Origin of the sequence: Nonomuraea sp. NPDC049646 (genome assembly GCF_044465525.1) — a bacterium.
Lineage (GTDB): Bacteria > Actinomycetota > Actinomycetes > Streptosporangiales > Streptosporangiaceae > Nonomuraea.
This window is the reverse complement of sequence record NZ_JBITLU010000032.1, coordinates 37,097-53,142: the sequence shown is the minus strand read 5'-3', so window position 1 is coordinate 53,142 and position 16,046 is coordinate 37,097. Positions and strand designations below refer to the sequence as shown.

The window sequence follows — 16,046 nt, the reverse complement described above, 5'->3', positions numbered from 1 at the left end:
GTCTCGCCGCACGTCAGGCGGTGAGCAGGGCCTGGGCGGTGACGCGCAGGTCGGCGACGGCCGCCGCGGCCCGCCCGGCGTCGAAGGCGGGGTCGCCCAGGCGCTGCTCCAGGTCGGCCAGCACCACGACGACGTGCAGGTTGAGCACCCGCAGCCGCTCCCGCGTCAGGCCGGGCAGCCGCCGCCGCAGCAGGGCGGCCAGCTCGGCGACCCCGGGATGGTGGTCGCTGGAGTAGGGCCAGGAACGGTAGCCGCCGGACAGCACGTAACGGCTGGTGAAGCGCAGGTACCAGCTCGCGCCCGGGTGGGCGAGCACATGCTCGGCCAGCGGGGCCAGGTACGCGGTGACCAGGGCGGGAAGGTCCTCCTCCAGGCCGCGGGCGCGCAGGTCGCCGATCAGCTCGCGGCGGCGCTCGTTGAGGGGGGTCATGCGGTGGGCGTACAGGGCGTCGATCAGGCCGGCCTTGCCGTCGAAGTGGTACTGGACCGCCGAATGGTTGCCCTGCCCGGCCGCGACGGCGATCTCCCGGAGCGAGACGTCGAGCCCGCGCTCGGCGAAGAGCCGTTCGGCCGCCAGGAGAATTTTCTCTTTGGCCTGCATTCCCACCTTTTCCGGATCACCGAGGTATCGTCGCGGATTAAGACAACCTGTCTTACTCTCGTGCCGTCTGCTGTCCAGAACCGTACGCCTCTCCTGGCAGGAGCCTCGCCGTGACCGCAGAACCGATCTTCCGCCGGGCCGGCCGCCCGCCGGAGCACGCTCCGAACGTCCTCGCCGTCGTCCTGGACGACACCGGCTTCGCCCAGCTCGGCTGCTTCGGCTCCGGCATCGCCACGCCGCACATCGACCGGCTCGCGGCCGGCGGCCTGCGCTACAACCGGTTCCACGTGACCGCCCTGTGCTCGCCGTCGCGCGCCTGCTTCCTCACCGGGCGCAACCACCACGCCGTCGGCATGGGCTTCCTCGCCGACCTCCCGCTCGACCACCCCGGCTACACCGCCCGCATCCCGCGCTCGGCCGCGACCCTGCCCCGGATCCTGCGCGACCACGGCTACTCCACCATCGCCATCGGCAAGTGGCACCTCACGCCGCGCTACGAGCGCTCGGCCGCCGGCCCGTTCGGCCACTGGCCGCTCGGCCAGGGCTTCGAGCGCTACTACGGCTTCCTGCAGGGCGACACCAACCACTACGCGCCCAACCTCGTCCGGGACAACCATCACGTGGAGCCGCCCGCCACCCCCGAGGAGGGCTACCACCTCACCGAGGACCTCCTCACGCAGGCCGTCCGCCACCTCGACGATCAGCGCCACGCCGCCCCGGGCAAACCCTTCTTCCTCTACCTCGGACTCGGCGCCACGCATTCCCCGCACCACGTCCCGCCCGAGTGGAGCCGGCCCTACCGGGGCCGCTTCGACCAGGGGTGGGACGCCTGGCGGGAGGAGATCTTCCGGCGCCAGACCGAGACGGGCGTCGTCCCGCCCGGCACCGTGCTCACCCCGCGCCCGGACTGGGTGCCCGCCTGGGACGGCCTCACCGCCGACCGGCGCCGCCTCTACGCCCGCCAGCAGGAGGTCTTCGCCGGCTTCCTCACCCACGCCGACGCCCAGCTCGGCCGCCTGATCGCCCACCTGGAGGAGACCGGGCGGCTCGACGACACCATCGTCGTGATCTTCTCCGACAACGGCGCCAGCGCCGAGGGCGGCGTGGACGGCAGCGTCAACGAGCACCGCTTCTCCGCCGGCATCCGCGAGTCCCCGCAGGACAACCTGGCCCACCACGACGACTGGGGCGGGCCGCGCACCTACAACCACTACGCGTGGGGCTGGGCGTGGGCCGGGAACACACCGTTCCGGCTGTGGAAGCGCTACACCTGGCTCGGCGGCACCCGTACGCCGCTCATCGTGCACTGGCCGGCGGGGATCGGCGGCGGCGGCGCGGTGCGCGACCAGATCGTGCACGTCAACGACCTGTTCCCGACCCTGCTGGACGCGATCGGCATCCGCGCGCCGGACGTCGTGGACGGGATCGAGCAGCAGCCGGTCGACGGGGCCAGCTTCCTGGCCACCTTCGGCGACCCCGCGGCGCCCGCGCCGCGCACGACCCAGTACTTCGAGATGCTGGGCTCGCGCTCCCTCATCCACGGCCGCTGGAAGGTCACCACCGACCACGTCTCCACGGGCGTCCCGGACGAGGAGGAACTGCTCACCGGCAGCCGCGACCTCGACGCCGACCACTGGGCGCTGTTCGACCTGGCGGCCGACTTCTCCGAGTCCGCCGACGTGTCCGCCGGGCATCCGGAGGTGGTCGCCGAGCTGCGGCGGCTGTGGGACCGCGAGGCCGGGCGCAACCACGTCCTGCCGCTGTACGACGACCTCGTGGCCCGCTTCGGCGCGCTCATCGGGCCGGCCTGGCCGCCCGGCGACGACCGCACGTTCCGGCCCGGGGCCTCGCCCGTGTGCGACGAGTCGTTGCCGCTGCTGTTCGGCGGCTTCCGCTGGACGGCCGAGATCGAGGCGGCCCGCGAGCCCGAAGGCGTGCTGTTCGCGCTGGGCGACTGGAACGGCGGCTTCGCCCTGTACGTCACCGGAGGCCGTCTGGCCTTCACCTTCTCCCGCGCCGGGGAGCCGCTGGAGCTCACCGCCGACCGCCCGCTGCCGGCCGGCCGCCAGTCCGTGGACGTCGTCCACACGACGGGCCCCGCCGGTTCGGCGTTCCACCTGTCGCAGGGCGGGGTCGTGGTGGGCAGCCTGGCCTTCGACGGCCTGCTGCCGGTCGCGCTCCAGCACGGCGGGGCCGGGCTGCGGCTCGGCCACGACCTCGGGCTGCCCGTCTCCGGCCGGTACCGCGTCCCGGCCCGGTGGAACGGGCGGCTGCTGTCGGTCCGGCTCAGGACGCCGGGCGCCGCGACCCCCGACCTGCTCGCCGGCCTGCGGACCGCCCTCCACGCCGACTGACGGCCCGGCCCGGGGGGTGACGGTGCGGTCCACGCCGACTGACGGCCCGGTCCGGGGCGGGTTGACGGTGTGGTCCGAAATCGGCCGGTGCCGGGGACGTCGTGCCTGGTTGGCTGGTTCGCCGTAGATCAACCCCTGTCCTGGAACGGAACCATGGCAACCACCACCCTCGCCCCGCCGCGCCCGCCGCTGATCTCCTGGCTCGCGGTCGCCTCGATCACCCTCGGCATCTTCGCCATCGTCACCAGCGAGATCCTGCCCATCGGCCTGCTGACGACCATCGGCGCCGACTTCCGCGTCACCGACGGCACGGCGGGGCTGACCATGACGTTGCCCGGCTTCGTGGCCGCCGTCGCGGCGCCCGTCCTGACCGTGGCCACCGCCCGGCTGGACCGCCGGGTGATGCTCTGCGTCCTGATGGCGGTGCTGGCCGCCGCCGACGTCCTGGCGGCCGTGGCCGGGGCCTACTGGGTGGTGCTCGCCTCGCGGGTGCTCGTCGGGCTCACCATCGGCGGCTTCTGGTCGATCGCGGCGGGGCTGGCGTCCCGGCTGGTGCCGCCGGCCGCCGTGGGCACCGCGACGGCGGTGATCTTCTCGGCCGTGCCGCTGGGCTCGGTGCTCGGCGTGCCGGCCGGGACCTTCATCGGCCACCTGGCGGGCTGGCGGGCGGCGTTCCTGGTGCTGGCCGGGCTCTCGGTCCTCGTGCTGGTCGCGCTGCTGCGCGTGCTGCCGCCGCTGCCCGCCCGTCAGGTCACCGGCGCGCGCGTGCTGCTGGACCTGCTGCGGGTACGCGGCACCGGGATCGCCCTGCTGGGCACGTTCCTCGTCGTGCTGGCGCACTTCGGCACCTACACCTACGTCACGCCGTTCCTGGAGCACGTCACCCGCCTGCCGCCGGCCGCCGTCAGCGCCGTCCTGCTGGCCTACGGCGCGGCGGGCGTCGCGGGCAACTTCCTGGCCGGCCGGGCCGTGGCCACCGCGCCCCGTCTGACCTTCGCCGTCTGCGGCGGGCTGATCGCGGCGGCCACCGCGCTGCTGCCCCTGGCCGGCACGTCGCCGGCGGGCGCGGTCGTGCTGCTGGTGGTGTGGGGGCTGGCCTACGGGGGCGTGCCGGTCTGCTCCCAGGCGTGGTTCCTGCGGGCCGCGCCGAACGCGCCGGAGGCGGCGACCGTCGTGTTCACCTCGTCGTTCCAGGCGACCTTCGCCCTCGGCGCGCTCCTGGGCGGCACGGTCGTCGACGCCTTCTCGGTCTCGGCCGCGATGGTGGCGGGCGGGCTGGTCGCGCTCGTGATGGCCGGGTCGTTCTCCTGGCTCACCCGTCCCCGCCGGGCCGCGTGAGCGGGGGAGGGGACGGGCGCTCAGCCGTCGAGGTGGTCGCGCAGGGCGTCGAGGCGGCCGTCCCAGTCGCTGGCCAGCGCGGCCAGGAACTGCTGGGCCACCCGCATCGGAGCCGAGCGCAGCCGGTAGCGGACGCGGCGGCGCTCACCGGGCTCGGCCGTCACCAGACCGGCCTCGCCCAGCAGCGTCAGGTGCTTGGCGATCGCCTGCCGGGTGATCGGCAGGCGGGCGGCCAGGTCGGTCGCCGTGGCCGGGCCCCGGGCGGCCAGCTCGGCCAGGACGGCTCGCCGGCTCGGGTCGGCCAGGGCGACGAAGACCTGCTCGGCCACCGCCTCGATGTCAGGCGGCGTCAAGGTGCCCGGCCAGCTCGCCCAGCTCGCTCGCCCACCCCTCGGCGTGGGCGTCGTACGCCTTGCGGTGGTGGTCGTCCGGCAACTGGGCGAAGCCGGTCTCGACGACGGTCAGCCGGGTGCCCGTGCCGGCCGGTTCGAGGGTGAACTCGACGTACGTGCGGCGCGGGTCGCCCTCCGGCATGCCGAAGACCGGCCAGGTGAAGCCGAACACCGACGGCTCCTCCACGCGCTCCACGCGCAGGTCGACGGTGTGCCCGTCGCTCCAGCTCATCCGCGCCGGACCGCCGGGGCGCAGCTCGATCGCCGCCTCCTGGCCGAACCAGGCGGCCAGCCCCTCGGGAGTGGTGAGCGCCGCCCACACCTTGCCTGGCGGGTGGGCGAGCTCGACGGTGCGCTCGACCCGATCGGGGAATCCCATGACGACCTCCATATGCAGCAGGGAAAAGGGTGCCACACCTCGTGGCGGCGGGTGGACGGTCATTGCTCCGGCCGCGGGTGCCGGCGCAGGCCGTAGGAGACGAGGACGACGGCGGCGAGCGTCACCGCGACGTCCACCAGCAGGGCCAGGCGGATGCCGGCCACCTCCCCGGCGCGCGTGGCGGCGACCGCGCCGAGGAGCGGGATGCCGACGGTGACGGCCACCTGCTGCGTCATCGACGTCAGCCCGGTCGCCAGCCCCTGCTCCTCGTCCGGCAGGCCCGAGGTGCCGGTGACGGTGTAGGCGACGATCGCGGTGACGTGCCCGAAGAAGCCGACGAACAGCGCGGGGACCAGGATCGCCGGCACGGTCCAGCCGGTCCCGAGGAAGACGGCGGGAAGCGTGGCGAGCGCCTGGACCGTCATGCCCGCGACCAGGACGCGGCGGCTGCCGTGGCGTCCGACGAACCGCCCGGCGATCACCCCGGCGACCACCGAGGCCAGCCCGGGGATGCCGAACACCAGGCCCGTGACCAGCGGCGACAGGCCCAGCACCCGCTGCAGGTAGATCGTCACCAGGAAGATCATGGCGGGTTCCATCGTGAAGATGACGAACCCGGCGAAGTTTCCCCACTTCACCGTGGGCCGCCGCAGGATGCGCACCGGCGCGAGCGGCGCGGGCGCGCGCAGCTCGATCAGCCAGAACGCGCCCAGCAGCAGCACGCCCGCGACGGCCGCCAGGAGGTTCCTCTCGACGGCCGCGTAGATCACCGCCAGCAGGCCGCCGGTCACGGTGACCGCTCCCGGCAGGTCGAGCCGCACCCGCTCCGGCAGCACGCTCTCGCGGATCAGGAACGGCGCCAGCACCACGATCGCCACCGCCACCGGCACGTTGAACAGGAACGCCGCCCGCCAGCTCAGCAGGCTGACCAGCGCGCCGCCGAGCAGCGCGCCGACGGTGAAGCCGCCGGACAGCAGGGCGCCGTTCAGCCCGAGGACGCGGGCGCGCAGCGGGCCCTCCTTGAAGGTGGTGGTGAGCAGCGACAGCGCGGCGGGGACCGTCATCGCCGTGGCCAGGCCCTGCAGCACCCGGGCGGTCAGGAGCGTCGCGGGCCCGCCGGCGAGGCCGCCGAGGAGCGAGGCCCCGGCCAGCACGACCATGCCGGCCAGGAACAGCCTCCGCCGGCCGAACAGGTCGGCCGTCCGGCCGAACACCAGGGTGAACCCGGCCGCAGGCAGCGCGTACGCCGAGGTGATCCAGGGCCACTGGGCCGGGCTCAGCCCGACGCCCGCGCCGGTCTGGGGAAGGGCGACGTTCAGGATCGAGAAGTCGACCGCCAGCATGAAACCGGCGCCGAGCAGGACGAACGCGATCAACCGCTGTCTGCCGCCGAGGCGCGGCGGGGCGGCCTCGACGGTCGCGACAGGAACACTCATTGCGGCCTCCCAGTAGTAGCAACCAATCGGTTGCCACAGTATGGCAACCGATTGGTTGCGTCAATGCCGCGCCCGATCGCGGCGAACTTCCGTTTTCCGGAACGGTGGTCTAACCTTCGGAACATGTCCGACGGTGACGCCAAGCTGGTGGGGGCCGACCGCGTGCTGGCCGTGCTGGCCGAGCTCGCCCGGCACCCCGACGGGATCGGCCTGGAGGAGATGGCCCGCGCCGTCTCCAGCCCGAAGCCGACCGCCCACCGCGCCCTGGCCGCGCTGCGCCGCGCCGGGCTCGCCGTCCAGAACGGCCACGGCCGGTACGTGCTCGGCGACGAGTTCCTGCGCATGGCCTTCGCCCACCACGAGGCCCGGCCCGACCATGTCCGGGTCACCCCGATCCTCAAGGCGCTGTGCGACCGCTACGGCGAGACCGTGCACTACGCGGTGCTGGAGGGCACGTCGGTGGTCTACCGGTCCAAGCTCGACCCGCCGTCCGGCGCGGTCCGGCTGACCTCGGTCGTCGGCGGGCGCAACCCGGCCCACTGCACCGCCGTCGGCAAGATGCTGCTGGCCGGGACGCTGCGGGACGAGGCCGCGGTGCGTGCCTGGGTGGGCGACCGGCGGCTGGAGCGGCCCACCGAACGCTCGGTCGGCACCGCCGAGGAGCTGCACGCCGCGCTGGTGCGCGTCCGCGAGCAGGGCTACGCGGCCGACGACCAGGAGAACGAGCCGGGCGTCAACTGCGTGGCGGTCCCGGCGTACCTGACCTCGCCCACCGTGCCGAGCGGCGCGGTCAGCATCAGCGGCCTGGCCTACCGCACCCCCTTGAGCGTGCTCGTCGAGGACGTGCCGGCCATCCGCGCCGTCGTCGCCGGCCACCACCTCCCCTGACCCGCACAGCCCGTTCCCTGACCTGTACAGAACCGGAGAGATCCCCTTGTACCTCATGCGCATCGGCGCGCCCGGCGCCGAGAAGCCGGTCGTCCGCGTGGACGACGACCACTACGTCGACGTCTCCGACCTCACCCCCGACTTCGACGAGCGCTTCTTCGCCGCGGGCGGCCCCGCCCTGCTCGCCGAGCGGGTGGCCGCCGGCCCGCGGCAGGCGTTCGCCGGCGAGCGCGTCGGCGCGCCGATCGCCCGCCCGCACCAGATCCTGTGCATCGGCCTGAACTACAGCGACCACGCCGCCGAGACCGGCCAGGCCGTGCCCGCCGAGCCGATCCTGTTCACCAAGTCGCCCAACACCCTGGTCGGCCCGGACGACGAGGTGCGCATCCCGCGCGGCTCGACCAAGACCGACTGGGAGGTGGAGCTCGGCATCGTGATCGGCCGCCGCACCTCCTACCTGGACTCGGTCGAGGAGGCCGCGGACGCGATCGCCGGCTACTGCGTGGTCAACGACGTCAGCGAGCGGGCCTTCCAGATGGAACGCGGCGGCCAGTGGAGCAAGGGCAAGTCGGCCGAGACGTTCAACCCGGCCGGCCCCTGGCTGGTCACCCCCGACGAGCTGGCCGACGTCCGCAACCTGGGCATGTGGCTGGACGTCAACGGCGTGCGCCGCCAGACCGGCAGCACCAAGACGATGATCTTCGACCCGTACGTCATCGTGCACCACCTGAGCCAGTTCATGGTGCTGGAGCCCGGCGACCTGATCAACACCGGCACCCCGCCCGGCGTCGGCATGGGCCACGACCCGCAGATCTGGCTGCGGCCGGGCGACGTCATGGAGCTCGGCATCGACGGGCTCGGCAGCCAGCGCCAGCGGGTCGTGGAGCCCCGGTAGTGCGGGCGCTCGTCCTGACCGGGCCGGGCGCGGCCGAGGTCCAGGAGGTCGAGCCCCCCTCGGCGGGGCCCGGCCAGGTGGTCGTGGACGTCGAGCGCGCCGGCGTGTGCGGCACCGACATGGAGCTGTTCAGCGGCGGGATGAGCTACCTGCGCACCGGCCGCTCCCGCTACCCGCTGCGCCCCGGCCACGAGTGGTGCGGGCGCGTCGCGGAGCTGGGCGCGGGCGTGGACCCGGCGTGGCTGGGGCGGCGGGTCGTCGGCGACACCATGCTCGGCTGCGGGCGCTGCGACCGCTGCCGCCAGGGCCGCCACCACGTGTGCCCCGACCTGGCCGAGCTGGGCATCAGCCGGGGCGCCGCGGGAGCGCTGGCCGAGCGGCTCGCCGTCCCGGTCGCGGCGCTCCACCGGCTGCCCGATACGGTGGACGCTACCTCGGGCGCGCTGGTCGAGCCCGGTGGCAACGCCTTACGCGCCGTCCGCGCGGCGGGGCTGGAGGCGGGGGAGCGGTTGCTGGTTCTGGGCACGGGCACGATCGGCCTGCTGGCCGCGCTGTTCGCGCGCGCCGGCGGCGCCGAGGTGCACCTCATGGGCCGCGCCGAGCCCGACCTGCGCCTGGCCGCGGGCCTGGGGTTCCGGCACGCCCATACCCGCGCGACGCTGCCCGGCCTGCCCTGGCACGCCGTCATCGACGCCACCAACGCCGCCGCGATGCCCGCCCTCGCCCTCGGCCTGGCCGAACCGGCCCGCCGCGTCGTCTACATCGGCCTGGCCGGCACGCCGTCCACGCTCGACACCCGCGAGCTGGTGCTCAAGGACGTCACCGCGGTCGGCGTCCTGGGCGGCTCGGCGGGGCTGGCCGGGGCCATCGACGCCTACGCCGGCGGCTCGGTGGACGCCCGTCCGCTGGTGGCCGCCACGGTCGGGCTCGCCGAGACGGCCGGCGTGCTGGCCGGACGGCGACCGCCCGGCGCCGGCCCGGGGCCCAAGATCCACATCGATCCCCGGCAATGAACCTGGAAGTGAGCACGAGCATGACCCACCGTGAACCGCGACGGCTGAACGCGCCGGACGCCGCCGTCCTGGCGGCGGTCGAGACGGCCGTCCCGGGGATCACCCGCGCCCGCGCGAGCGACCGGCTCGGCATGGCCCACGACGCCTCCCACTACCTGCTGACCCCGCAGGCCGTGCTGGTGGCCGAGAGCGCCGGCCAGGTCGCCGCGCTGCTGCGCACCGGCCTGCCGCTGACCTTCCGCTCCGGCGGCACCAGCCTCAGCGGGCAGGGCGTCAGCGAGCACCTGCTCGTGGACACCCGCCGGCACTTCCGCTCGATCGAGGTGCTCGACGACGGCGCCCGCGTACGGGTCCAGCCCGGCGCCGTGCTGCGGCAGGTCAACGCCCGCCTGGCCCCGTACGGGCGCAAGCTCGGCCCCGACCCGGCCAGCGAGTCGGCCTGCACGATCGGCGGCGTCGTGGCCAACAACTCCAGCGGCATGACCTGCGGCACGCACGCCAACACCTACCGCACGCTGGAGTCGATGACGCTGGTGCTGCCGAGCGGCACCGTCCTGGACACCGGCGCCCCCGACGCCGACGAGCGGCTGCGCGCCCTGGAACCCGACCTCGCCGACGGCCTGACCAGGCTGCGCGACCGGATCCGCGGCAACCCCGGCTCGGTGCGGCGCGTCCAGGAGCAGTTCTCGCTGAAGAACACCATGGGCTACGGACTGAACAGCTTCCTCGACCACGACGACCCGGCGCAGATCCTCGCCCACCTGGTCATCGGCAGCGAGGGCACCCTCGGCTTCGTCGCCGAGGCCGTCTTCCGGACCGTCCCCGCCCACCGCCTGGCCGCCACCGGCCTGCTCGTCTTCCCGACCCTGCGGGAGGCGATGGCCACGGTGCCGGAGCTGGTCGCGGCCGGGCCCGCCGCCGTCGAGCTGCTGGACGCCGAGTCCCTGCGCGTCGCCCGGACCGACCCCAAGGCCGACGAGACGCTGCGCGCGATGACCGTCGCCGAGCACGCCGCGCTGCTGGTCGAATGGCAGGAGTCCGACGCGGAGCTGCTCGCCGAGCGGGAGCGGGCCGCCGAGCGGGTCTTCGCCGGGCTGCGCCTGGCCGCCCCCGCCCGGCTGAGCAGGGAGGCCGGCGGCCGGGCCGCGCTGTGGCACATCCGCAAGGGCCTGTACGCCACCGTCGCCGGCGCCCGCCCCAGCGGCACGACCGCCCTGCTGGAGGACGTCGCCGTCCCCGTGCCCGCGCTGGCCGACCTGTGCGACGACCTGACCGCCCTGTTCGCCCAGCACCGCTACGAGCGCAGCGTCGTCTTCGGCCACGCCAAGGACGGCAACCTGCACTTCATGCTCAACGAGCGGTTCGCCACCGACCTCGACCGCTACGCCGAGTTCACCGAGGACATGGTGGAGGCCGTCCTGGCCAGGGGCGGCACGCTGAAGGCCGAGCACGGCACCGGCCGCGTCATGGCCCCGTTCGTGCGCCGCCAGTACGGCGACGAGCTGTACGAGGTGATGCGCGAGGTCAAACGCCTGTGCGACCCGGCCGGGACGCTCAACCCCGGCGTCGTCCTCACCGACGACCCCGAGGCCCACCTGCGCGACCTCAAGACCGTCGTCACCGTCGAGCCCGAGGTCGACCGCTGCGTCGAGTGCGGCTACTGCGAGCCCGTCTGCCCCAGCCGCGACCTGACCACCACCCCGCGCCAGCGCATCGTGCTGCGCCGCGAGCTGGCCGCCGCGCAGGCGGCCGGCGACCACGCCCTGGCCCGCGAGCTGGCGGACGCCTACGCCTACGACGCCGTCGACACCTGCGCCGTGGACGGCATGTGCGCCACCGCCTGCCCCGTCCTCATCAACACCGGCGACCTGACCAAACGCCTGCGCGCCGAGCGCCACGGCCGCGCCGCCCGCGCGGGCTGGAAGAGCGCCGCCAAGCACTGGGACGGCGTCACCCGCGCCATGAACCTGGCCCTGGACACCGCCGCCGCGGTCCCGCCCGCGCTCCCGGAGACCGCCTCGCGCGCCGCCCGCGCCCTGGCCGGGGCGGACGACGTCCCGCGGTGGAGCCGCGACCTGCCGCGCGGCGGCACCAGGCGCCGCCCGTCCCCGGCGGACGACGCCGACGCCGTCTACCTGCCGTCCTGCCTGAACACGCTGTTCGCCCCCGCCGACGGCGGCCCCGGCGTGATGACCGCCTTCCAGCGCCTGGCCGCCCGCGCCGGGCTGACGCTGCACGTCCCGGAGAAGATCGCCAGCCTGTGCTGCGGCACCCCGTGGTCGTCCAAGGGCTTCGTCGACGGCCACGAGGCCATGGGCGAGCGCGTGCGTGACGTGCTCGCGCGCGCCACCGACGGCGGCAGGCTGCCCGTGGTGAGCGACGCGGCCTCCTGCACCGAGGGCTACGCCCACCTGGTGCCCGGCCTCCGGGTCGTCGACGCGGTCGCCTTCACCGCCGAGCACGTCCTGCCCCGCCTGCCGCAGCCGCGCCGCGTGCCGTCGCTGGCGCTCCACCCGACCTGCTCCTCCACCCGCCTCGGCCTGGACGCCGCCGTCACCTGCCTGGCCGAGGCGGTCGCCGAGCGGGTCGTGATCCCGGACGGCTGGCAGTGCTGCGCCTTCGCCGGCGACCGCGGCCTGCTGCACCCCGAGCTGACCGCCTCGGCCACCCGCGCCGAGGCCGCGTCCGTGGCCGAGGCGGGCTGCGCCGCGCACGCCTCGGTCAACCGCACCTGCGAGCTGGGCCTGACCCGCGCCACCGGCCAGACCTACCGGCACCTCCTGGAGCTCCTCGACGAAGCAACCGCCTGAGGGGGGCGCGGTTTACACCGATGTGTCAATAAGATCGTCGCTGTTGCGAAGATCCGGCGATCGGGAGCACGATGAGCGACCCCGGCGGCTTCGGCCCCCTGGAGATGGACGAACGCGAGCGCATCGGTCCCTACCGGATCGTGGGCCGCATGGGCGCGGGCGGCATGGGCGTGGTCTACGCCGGGGTCGCGCCCGACGGCGGGCGGGTCGCGGTCAAGGTCATCCATCCGGGGCTGGCCGCCGACCCGCACTTCCACGACCGGTTCGTGCGCGAGGTCGAGGTGCTGTCGCGGGTGCGCGGGCGCTGCACGGTCGCGGTCCTGTCCGCCGACACCGGCGCCTCGCCGCCGTGGCTGGCCACCGAGTTCGTGCCCGGCCCCACGCTGACCGAGCACGTACGCGACCACGGGCCGCTGCCGCCGGACGACCTGGTCGCGTTCGGGGTGGACATCGCCGAGGCGCTCACCGACATCCACGGGGCCGGGATCGTCCACCGCGACCTCAAGCCGGGCAACGTGATCCTGGCCGCGTCCGGGGCGAAGGTGCTCGACTTCGGGATCGCCCGCGCCCTCGACGAGAGCGGGCTGACCGGCACCGGCGCGCTCATCGGCTCGCCCGGCTGGATCAGCCCCGAGCAGTACCGGGGCGACCAGGCCGACGCCGCCGCCGACGTCTTCGCCTGGGGCGCGCTGATGGTCTACGCCGCGACCGGGCGGCCGCCGTTCGGCCTGGGGGCGCCCGACGTGCTCGCCTACCGGGTCATGAGCGTCGATCCCGACCTGTCGGGGGTGCCCGAGGAGGTGCGCGACCTGGTCCGGGCGGCGCTCGCCAAGGACAGGGCGGCGCGTCCCGGGGCGGCGGAGCTGCTCGACGCGCTCCGGTCGGGCACGCTCCTCCTGCCCCGGCCCCCGTCCGGCACGCTCCCTCTGACACCCCCGCCGCCTCCACCCGGCACACTGCCCCTGACGCCGCCCCCGCCCGGCGGGCAGGGACCGTTGGGGCCGCCGTCGTCCGGCGGGCAGGGACCGCTGGGGCCGCCGTCGTCCGGCGGGCGGGCGCGGTTGTGGCCGGTGGGGGCCGCGGTGGTGGCGGTCGTCGCCGTGGTGGCGGTCGGCGCGGCGTTCGCGCTGAACGCGGCCGGCACGCCGGAGGCGCTGCCGTCCACGGACGACGGGCCCACCTCCTCCTACACCGACCCGCCCGCCACCTCCGCGGACCCGGACCCGACGGACACGCCGGAGGAGAGCGAGACCCCCGAGGAGACCCACACCCCGGAGGACACCCCGACCGAGACCGAAACGCCGGAGAAGACGCCCGAGAAGACGCCCGAGGAGACGCCCACCAAGAGCAGGCCCCGCACATTGCCGTGCGCCTCCTCGGGCTCGATCCTGAGGGAGGCCGCCGCGCTCAACGGCGGCAGCCTGCCGCAGGACGCCGTGGTCGCCCGCAAACGATGCGTCGGCTCGTGGGTCGCCGCCGAGCTGTCCTCCCCGAGCGTCGGCGCCATCGACCTGATCGCGCGGCGGAACGCGTCCCGGTTCCTCGACGCCCAGATCGGCAGCAACTTCTGCTCCCTGGAGGGCCGCCCGGCGCTGGTGGCGAGCGCGCCCGGCTCGATCAAGAGCTTCCTGTGCCCCAACGGCTTCGGCTGACCCGCGCGGGCCGGGTCAGACGGCGTCCGCGCAGACGGCCGAGCTCGCGGCGCGGCGGGCACGGGCGGGCTCGACGCAGGCCCGCGCCGGGACCTCGGGCGCGCAGACCTGGTCGGAGTAGATGACCCCGGTGCCCTCGTCGCCGCCGGAGTACTGGGTCAGGCTCTTGTCGTCGCCCGCGGCCGCCCGCACGCCCGGTCTGCGCTCCACCCACACGTTGTAGTCCGCGCCCTGCCCACGCTTGGTGAACCTGGCCCAGTTGACCTGGCAGGTGCCGCCCTTGCCGGGGCCGTACCGCGGTTCGAGGTAGCCGCCGAAGGCCCGGACCCACTTGGACGCCACGGTGGAGGAGCCCGCCGTGCAGCCGGTCAGCGCCGGGTCCTTGCCGTCGCAGGCCGTGCCGGAGCAGGTCCGGCCGGCCGGCCGGGCGTCCGCGGGGCCGTCGTCCGCGTGCGCCCCCGTGACCGGGAGCAGGGCCAGAGCCGCCGCCGCCAGCAGGACCGCCGTCCGGTGTGATCGCATGCCGCCAACCTCGCCGGGAGCGGCCTCGACGTCGGCGCTGCCGCCCACCGCGCGGGCGCTGTCCCGGATGGAACGGGCGATGCCGAGACCGGTCGTCGGCGCGTCCGGGTCGAAGCCGCTGCCGTGGTCGAGCACGCTCAGCGCCAGCGTCCCGGACCGGCACTCGGCCCGCACCACGGCGTGCCGCACGCCCGCGTGCTTGCGCACGTTCGTCAGCGCCTCGCGCAGGATGCCGCTCAGCGCCTCGACGACCTCGGCCGGCATGCCCTCGCGTTCCGGCGCCGAACGCAGCCGGCCCGCGTTGAACTCCACCCGCAGCCCGCTGCCGACCGCCTGCCGCACGACCTCCTCCAGGGCGGCCACGACGTCCTCGGCCGGATCGCCGTCGTCGCCGCGCAGGAAGGCGCGCAGCCACTGCGACTCCTCCGCCACCCGCGCCGAGCGGCGCAGCTCTTCGGCCCTGGCCCGGTCCAGGTCGCCGGCGGTCCTGAACAGGATGCGCATGACGTACGCGGCCATCGTGGCGTTCGTCGTCAGCCCGGCGACGTGCGGCAGCCCGGCCCACCAGGCCAGGTCCGACTGGACGTACCCGAGGACGAGCGCGCCGCCCAGCGCCGCCGTCCACGCCAGCACGACGGGGAACGTGCGGAAGGAGATGCCGGCCATGATGCCGACGAGCAGCACGTACGGCAGGACCGTGCCAGGCCAGCCGTCGGTCACCCGCGAGCCCGCGTGGTGACCGGCGGCGAGCACCGCCGCCGTCACCAGGCCGAGGTCCACGCAGAGCAGCCAGCGGGGCGGGAGCGCGGCGCGGGCCGCCGTGACCACGCACACCAGCAGGCTGACCGCGCCCATCGCCCCCAGCAGGTACGGCAGCGGCCCCAGCGTCAGCCACCGCCCGTCGCCCAGCACCTCCAGCGACCCGCACAACACCAGCGCGCCCACCCGGACGACCACCATGGTGAGGGCCCGGCCGCGCTCCATGCCGGCGACCGCCGTGCCGGGCGGGCGCGGCGGTCGCGGAGGGCTCACGGCCGGTCGCGGCGTTCGAGCCGGTTGAGCGCCGCGCGGGTGAGCTCGGCCTTGTTGCCGACCTGCAGCTTGGCCCTGATGCGCTCGACGTAGGTGTCCACCGTGGCCTTGCTGAGGCCCATCCGGCGGCCCACCTGGGCGTGGGTGAAGCCCTGGGCTATGTAGGAGAGGGTCTCCTCCTCCCGGGCCGACAGCCGGGGCGGGGCCTCGCCGCCCTCGCCTTCCTCCTGGGCGCCGGATCCCGCGGGCGGGCGGGCGCTGTCGTCCAGCTCGCTCTGCAGGATGTCGGCCAGGCCCGCCGACAGGTAGAAGCCGCCCGCGGCCACCGTGCGCACGGCGGCGACGATGAGCTCGGAGGGGGCGTCCTTGGTGACGTACCCGTTGGCGCCGCAGCGGATCGCCGCCAGCACGTCGGCGGGCCGTCCGGAGGCCGACACGATGAGGACCCGCGTGACGGCCGCCAGCTCCTTGACCGCGGCCAGGCACGGCCGGTCCTCGGCCAGGTAGAGGTCGAGGATCAGCACGTCGTACCCGGCGTCGAAGCCGCGCAGGTCCCCGACGGACGAGCCCCGCAGCACCACCTGCAGGTCCTCGTGCCGGTGCAGGAGGTACTCCAGCCCATGGCGGATCAGCTCGTGGTCGTCGATCACGGCGATCCGGATCACGTCTTGCTCCGCGGCAGGCTGCGAACGAGGTGACATGTCAACAACGGTGAGCAGAAGTGTGCAAGACCA

The 16,046-nt window shown here is 74.9% G+C and carries 13 protein-coding genes; 7 read left to right on the top strand and 6 right to left on the bottom strand.

The annotated features are described in order from the left end of the window. Positions 1–13: 13 nt before the first annotated feature. The gene (locus ACIBQ8_RS49580) at positions 14–601 is read right to left on the bottom strand and encodes a TetR/AcrR family transcriptional regulator (RefSeq protein ID WP_397179022.1); all 588 of its coding nucleotides are present in this window, start codon (positions 599–601) and stop codon (positions 14–16) included. A 110-nt stretch (positions 602–711) separates the two neighbouring features. Here ACIBQ8_RS49580 and ACIBQ8_RS49575 point away from each other — a divergent pair, with 110 nt between their 5' ends. Further along, a complete protein-coding gene (locus ACIBQ8_RS49575; RefSeq protein WP_397195698.1) occupies positions 712–2,955 on the top strand; it encodes an arylsulfatase in 2,244 nt (747 codons plus the stop codon). Between the two features lie 153 nt (positions 2,956–3,108). Beyond that, positions 3,109–4,293 (top strand): MFS transporter, encoded by a 1,185-nt coding sequence (locus tag ACIBQ8_RS49570; protein ID WP_397195697.1) that lies wholly within the window; start codon positions 3,109–3,111, stop codon positions 4,291–4,293. Between the two features lie 20 nt (positions 4,294–4,313). Here ACIBQ8_RS49570 and ACIBQ8_RS49565 read toward each other — a convergent pair whose 3' ends face one another. Genes ACIBQ8_RS49565 through ACIBQ8_RS49555 form a run of 3 tightly spaced genes read right to left on the bottom strand, consistent with a single transcriptional unit; the run spans position 4,314 to position 6,500 of the window. Further along, on the bottom strand, positions 4,314–4,646 hold the full coding sequence (locus ACIBQ8_RS49565) for a metalloregulator ArsR/SmtB family transcription factor (protein ID WP_364335006.1): 333 nt from the start codon (positions 4,644–4,646) through the stop codon (positions 4,314–4,316). Further along, the gene (locus tag ACIBQ8_RS49560) at positions 4,633–5,064 is read right to left on the bottom strand and encodes an SRPBCC domain-containing protein (protein ID WP_397179025.1); all 432 of its coding nucleotides are present in this window, start codon (positions 5,062–5,064) and stop codon (positions 4,633–4,635) included. The genes ACIBQ8_RS49565 and ACIBQ8_RS49560 overlap by 14 nt, the downstream gene beginning before the upstream one ends. Before the next feature lie 59 nt (positions 5,065–5,123). After that, positions 5,124–6,500 (bottom strand): MFS transporter, encoded by a 1,377-nt coding sequence (locus ACIBQ8_RS49555; RefSeq protein WP_397179026.1) that lies wholly within the window; start codon positions 6,498–6,500, stop codon positions 5,124–5,126. 123 nt (positions 6,501–6,623) lie between these two features. On the opposite strand from ACIBQ8_RS49555, the gene ACIBQ8_RS49550 reads away from it, so the two are divergent. The 5 genes from ACIBQ8_RS49550 (at position 6,624) to ACIBQ8_RS49530 (ending at position 13,758) form a co-directional block, all read left to right on the top strand. Continuing rightward, positions 6,624–7,388, top strand: coding sequence for an IclR family transcriptional regulator (locus ACIBQ8_RS49550; protein ID WP_397195696.1), 765 nt, complete (start codon positions 6,624–6,626; stop codon positions 7,386–7,388). Between the two features lie 46 nt (positions 7,389–7,434). Continuing rightward, positions 7,435–8,283, top strand: a complete 849-nt coding sequence (locus ACIBQ8_RS49545; RefSeq protein ID WP_397195695.1) for a fumarylacetoacetate hydrolase family protein — start codon at positions 7,435–7,437, stop codon at positions 8,281–8,283. Then, a complete protein-coding gene (locus ACIBQ8_RS49540; protein ID WP_397179029.1) occupies positions 8,283–9,296 on the top strand; it encodes a zinc-binding dehydrogenase in 1,014 nt (337 codons plus the stop codon). Before ACIBQ8_RS49545 ends, ACIBQ8_RS49540 begins: the two co-directional genes overlap by 1 nt. Before the next feature lie 20 nt (positions 9,297–9,316). Continuing rightward, positions 9,317–12,106, top strand: a complete 2,790-nt coding sequence (locus tag ACIBQ8_RS49535) for an FAD-binding and (Fe-S)-binding domain-containing protein (RefSeq protein WP_397195694.1) — start codon at positions 9,317–9,319, stop codon at positions 12,104–12,106. A 71-nt stretch (positions 12,107–12,177) separates the two neighbouring features. Continuing rightward, positions 12,178–13,758 (top strand): serine/threonine-protein kinase, encoded by a 1,581-nt coding sequence (locus ACIBQ8_RS49530; RefSeq protein ID WP_397195693.1) that lies wholly within the window; start codon positions 12,178–12,180, stop codon positions 13,756–13,758. Between the two features lie 15 nt (positions 13,759–13,773). Here ACIBQ8_RS49530 and ACIBQ8_RS49525 read toward each other — a convergent pair whose 3' ends face one another. Then, a complete protein-coding gene (locus ACIBQ8_RS49525; protein WP_397195692.1) occupies positions 13,774–15,312 on the bottom strand; it encodes a DUF2690 domain-containing protein in 1,539 nt (512 codons plus the stop codon). Next, positions 15,309–15,977 carry a LuxR C-terminal-related transcriptional regulator gene (locus tag ACIBQ8_RS49520; RefSeq protein WP_397179033.1) on the bottom strand — a complete coding sequence of 223 codons (669 nt, stop codon included), beginning with the start codon at positions 15,975–15,977 and terminating at the stop codon, positions 15,309–15,311. The genes ACIBQ8_RS49525 and ACIBQ8_RS49520 overlap by 4 nt, the downstream gene beginning before the upstream one ends. Positions 15,978–16,046: the final 69 nt, after the last annotated feature.

What these genes read in the sequence shown, in the direction of transcription:
- ACIBQ8_RS49580 (WP_397179022.1), bottom strand. Translation starts at nt 601, where the DNA reads ATGCAGGCCAAAGAGAAAATTCTCCTGGCGGCCGAACGGCTCTTCGCC.
- ACIBQ8_RS49570 (WP_397195697.1), top strand. Translation starts at nt 3,109, where the DNA reads ATGGCAACCACCACCCTCGCCCCGCCGCGCCCGCCGCTGATCTCCTGG.
- ACIBQ8_RS49560 (WP_397179025.1), bottom strand. Translation starts at nt 5,064, where the DNA reads ATGGGATTCCCCGATCGGGTCGAGCGCACCGTCGAGCTCGCCCACCCG.
- ACIBQ8_RS49555 (WP_397179026.1), bottom strand. Translation starts at nt 6,500, where the DNA reads ATGAGTGTTCCTGTCGCGACCGTCGAGGCCGCCCCGCCGCGCCTCGGC.
- ACIBQ8_RS49550 (WP_397195696.1), top strand. Translation starts at nt 6,624, where the DNA reads ATGTCCGACGGTGACGCCAAGCTGGTGGGGGCCGACCGCGTGCTGGCC.
- ACIBQ8_RS49535 (WP_397195694.1), top strand. Translation starts at nt 9,317, where the DNA reads ATGACCCACCGTGAACCGCGACGGCTGAACGCGCCGGACGCCGCCGTC.
- ACIBQ8_RS49530 (WP_397195693.1), top strand. Translation starts at nt 12,178, where the DNA reads ATGAGCGACCCCGGCGGCTTCGGCCCCCTGGAGATGGACGAACGCGAG.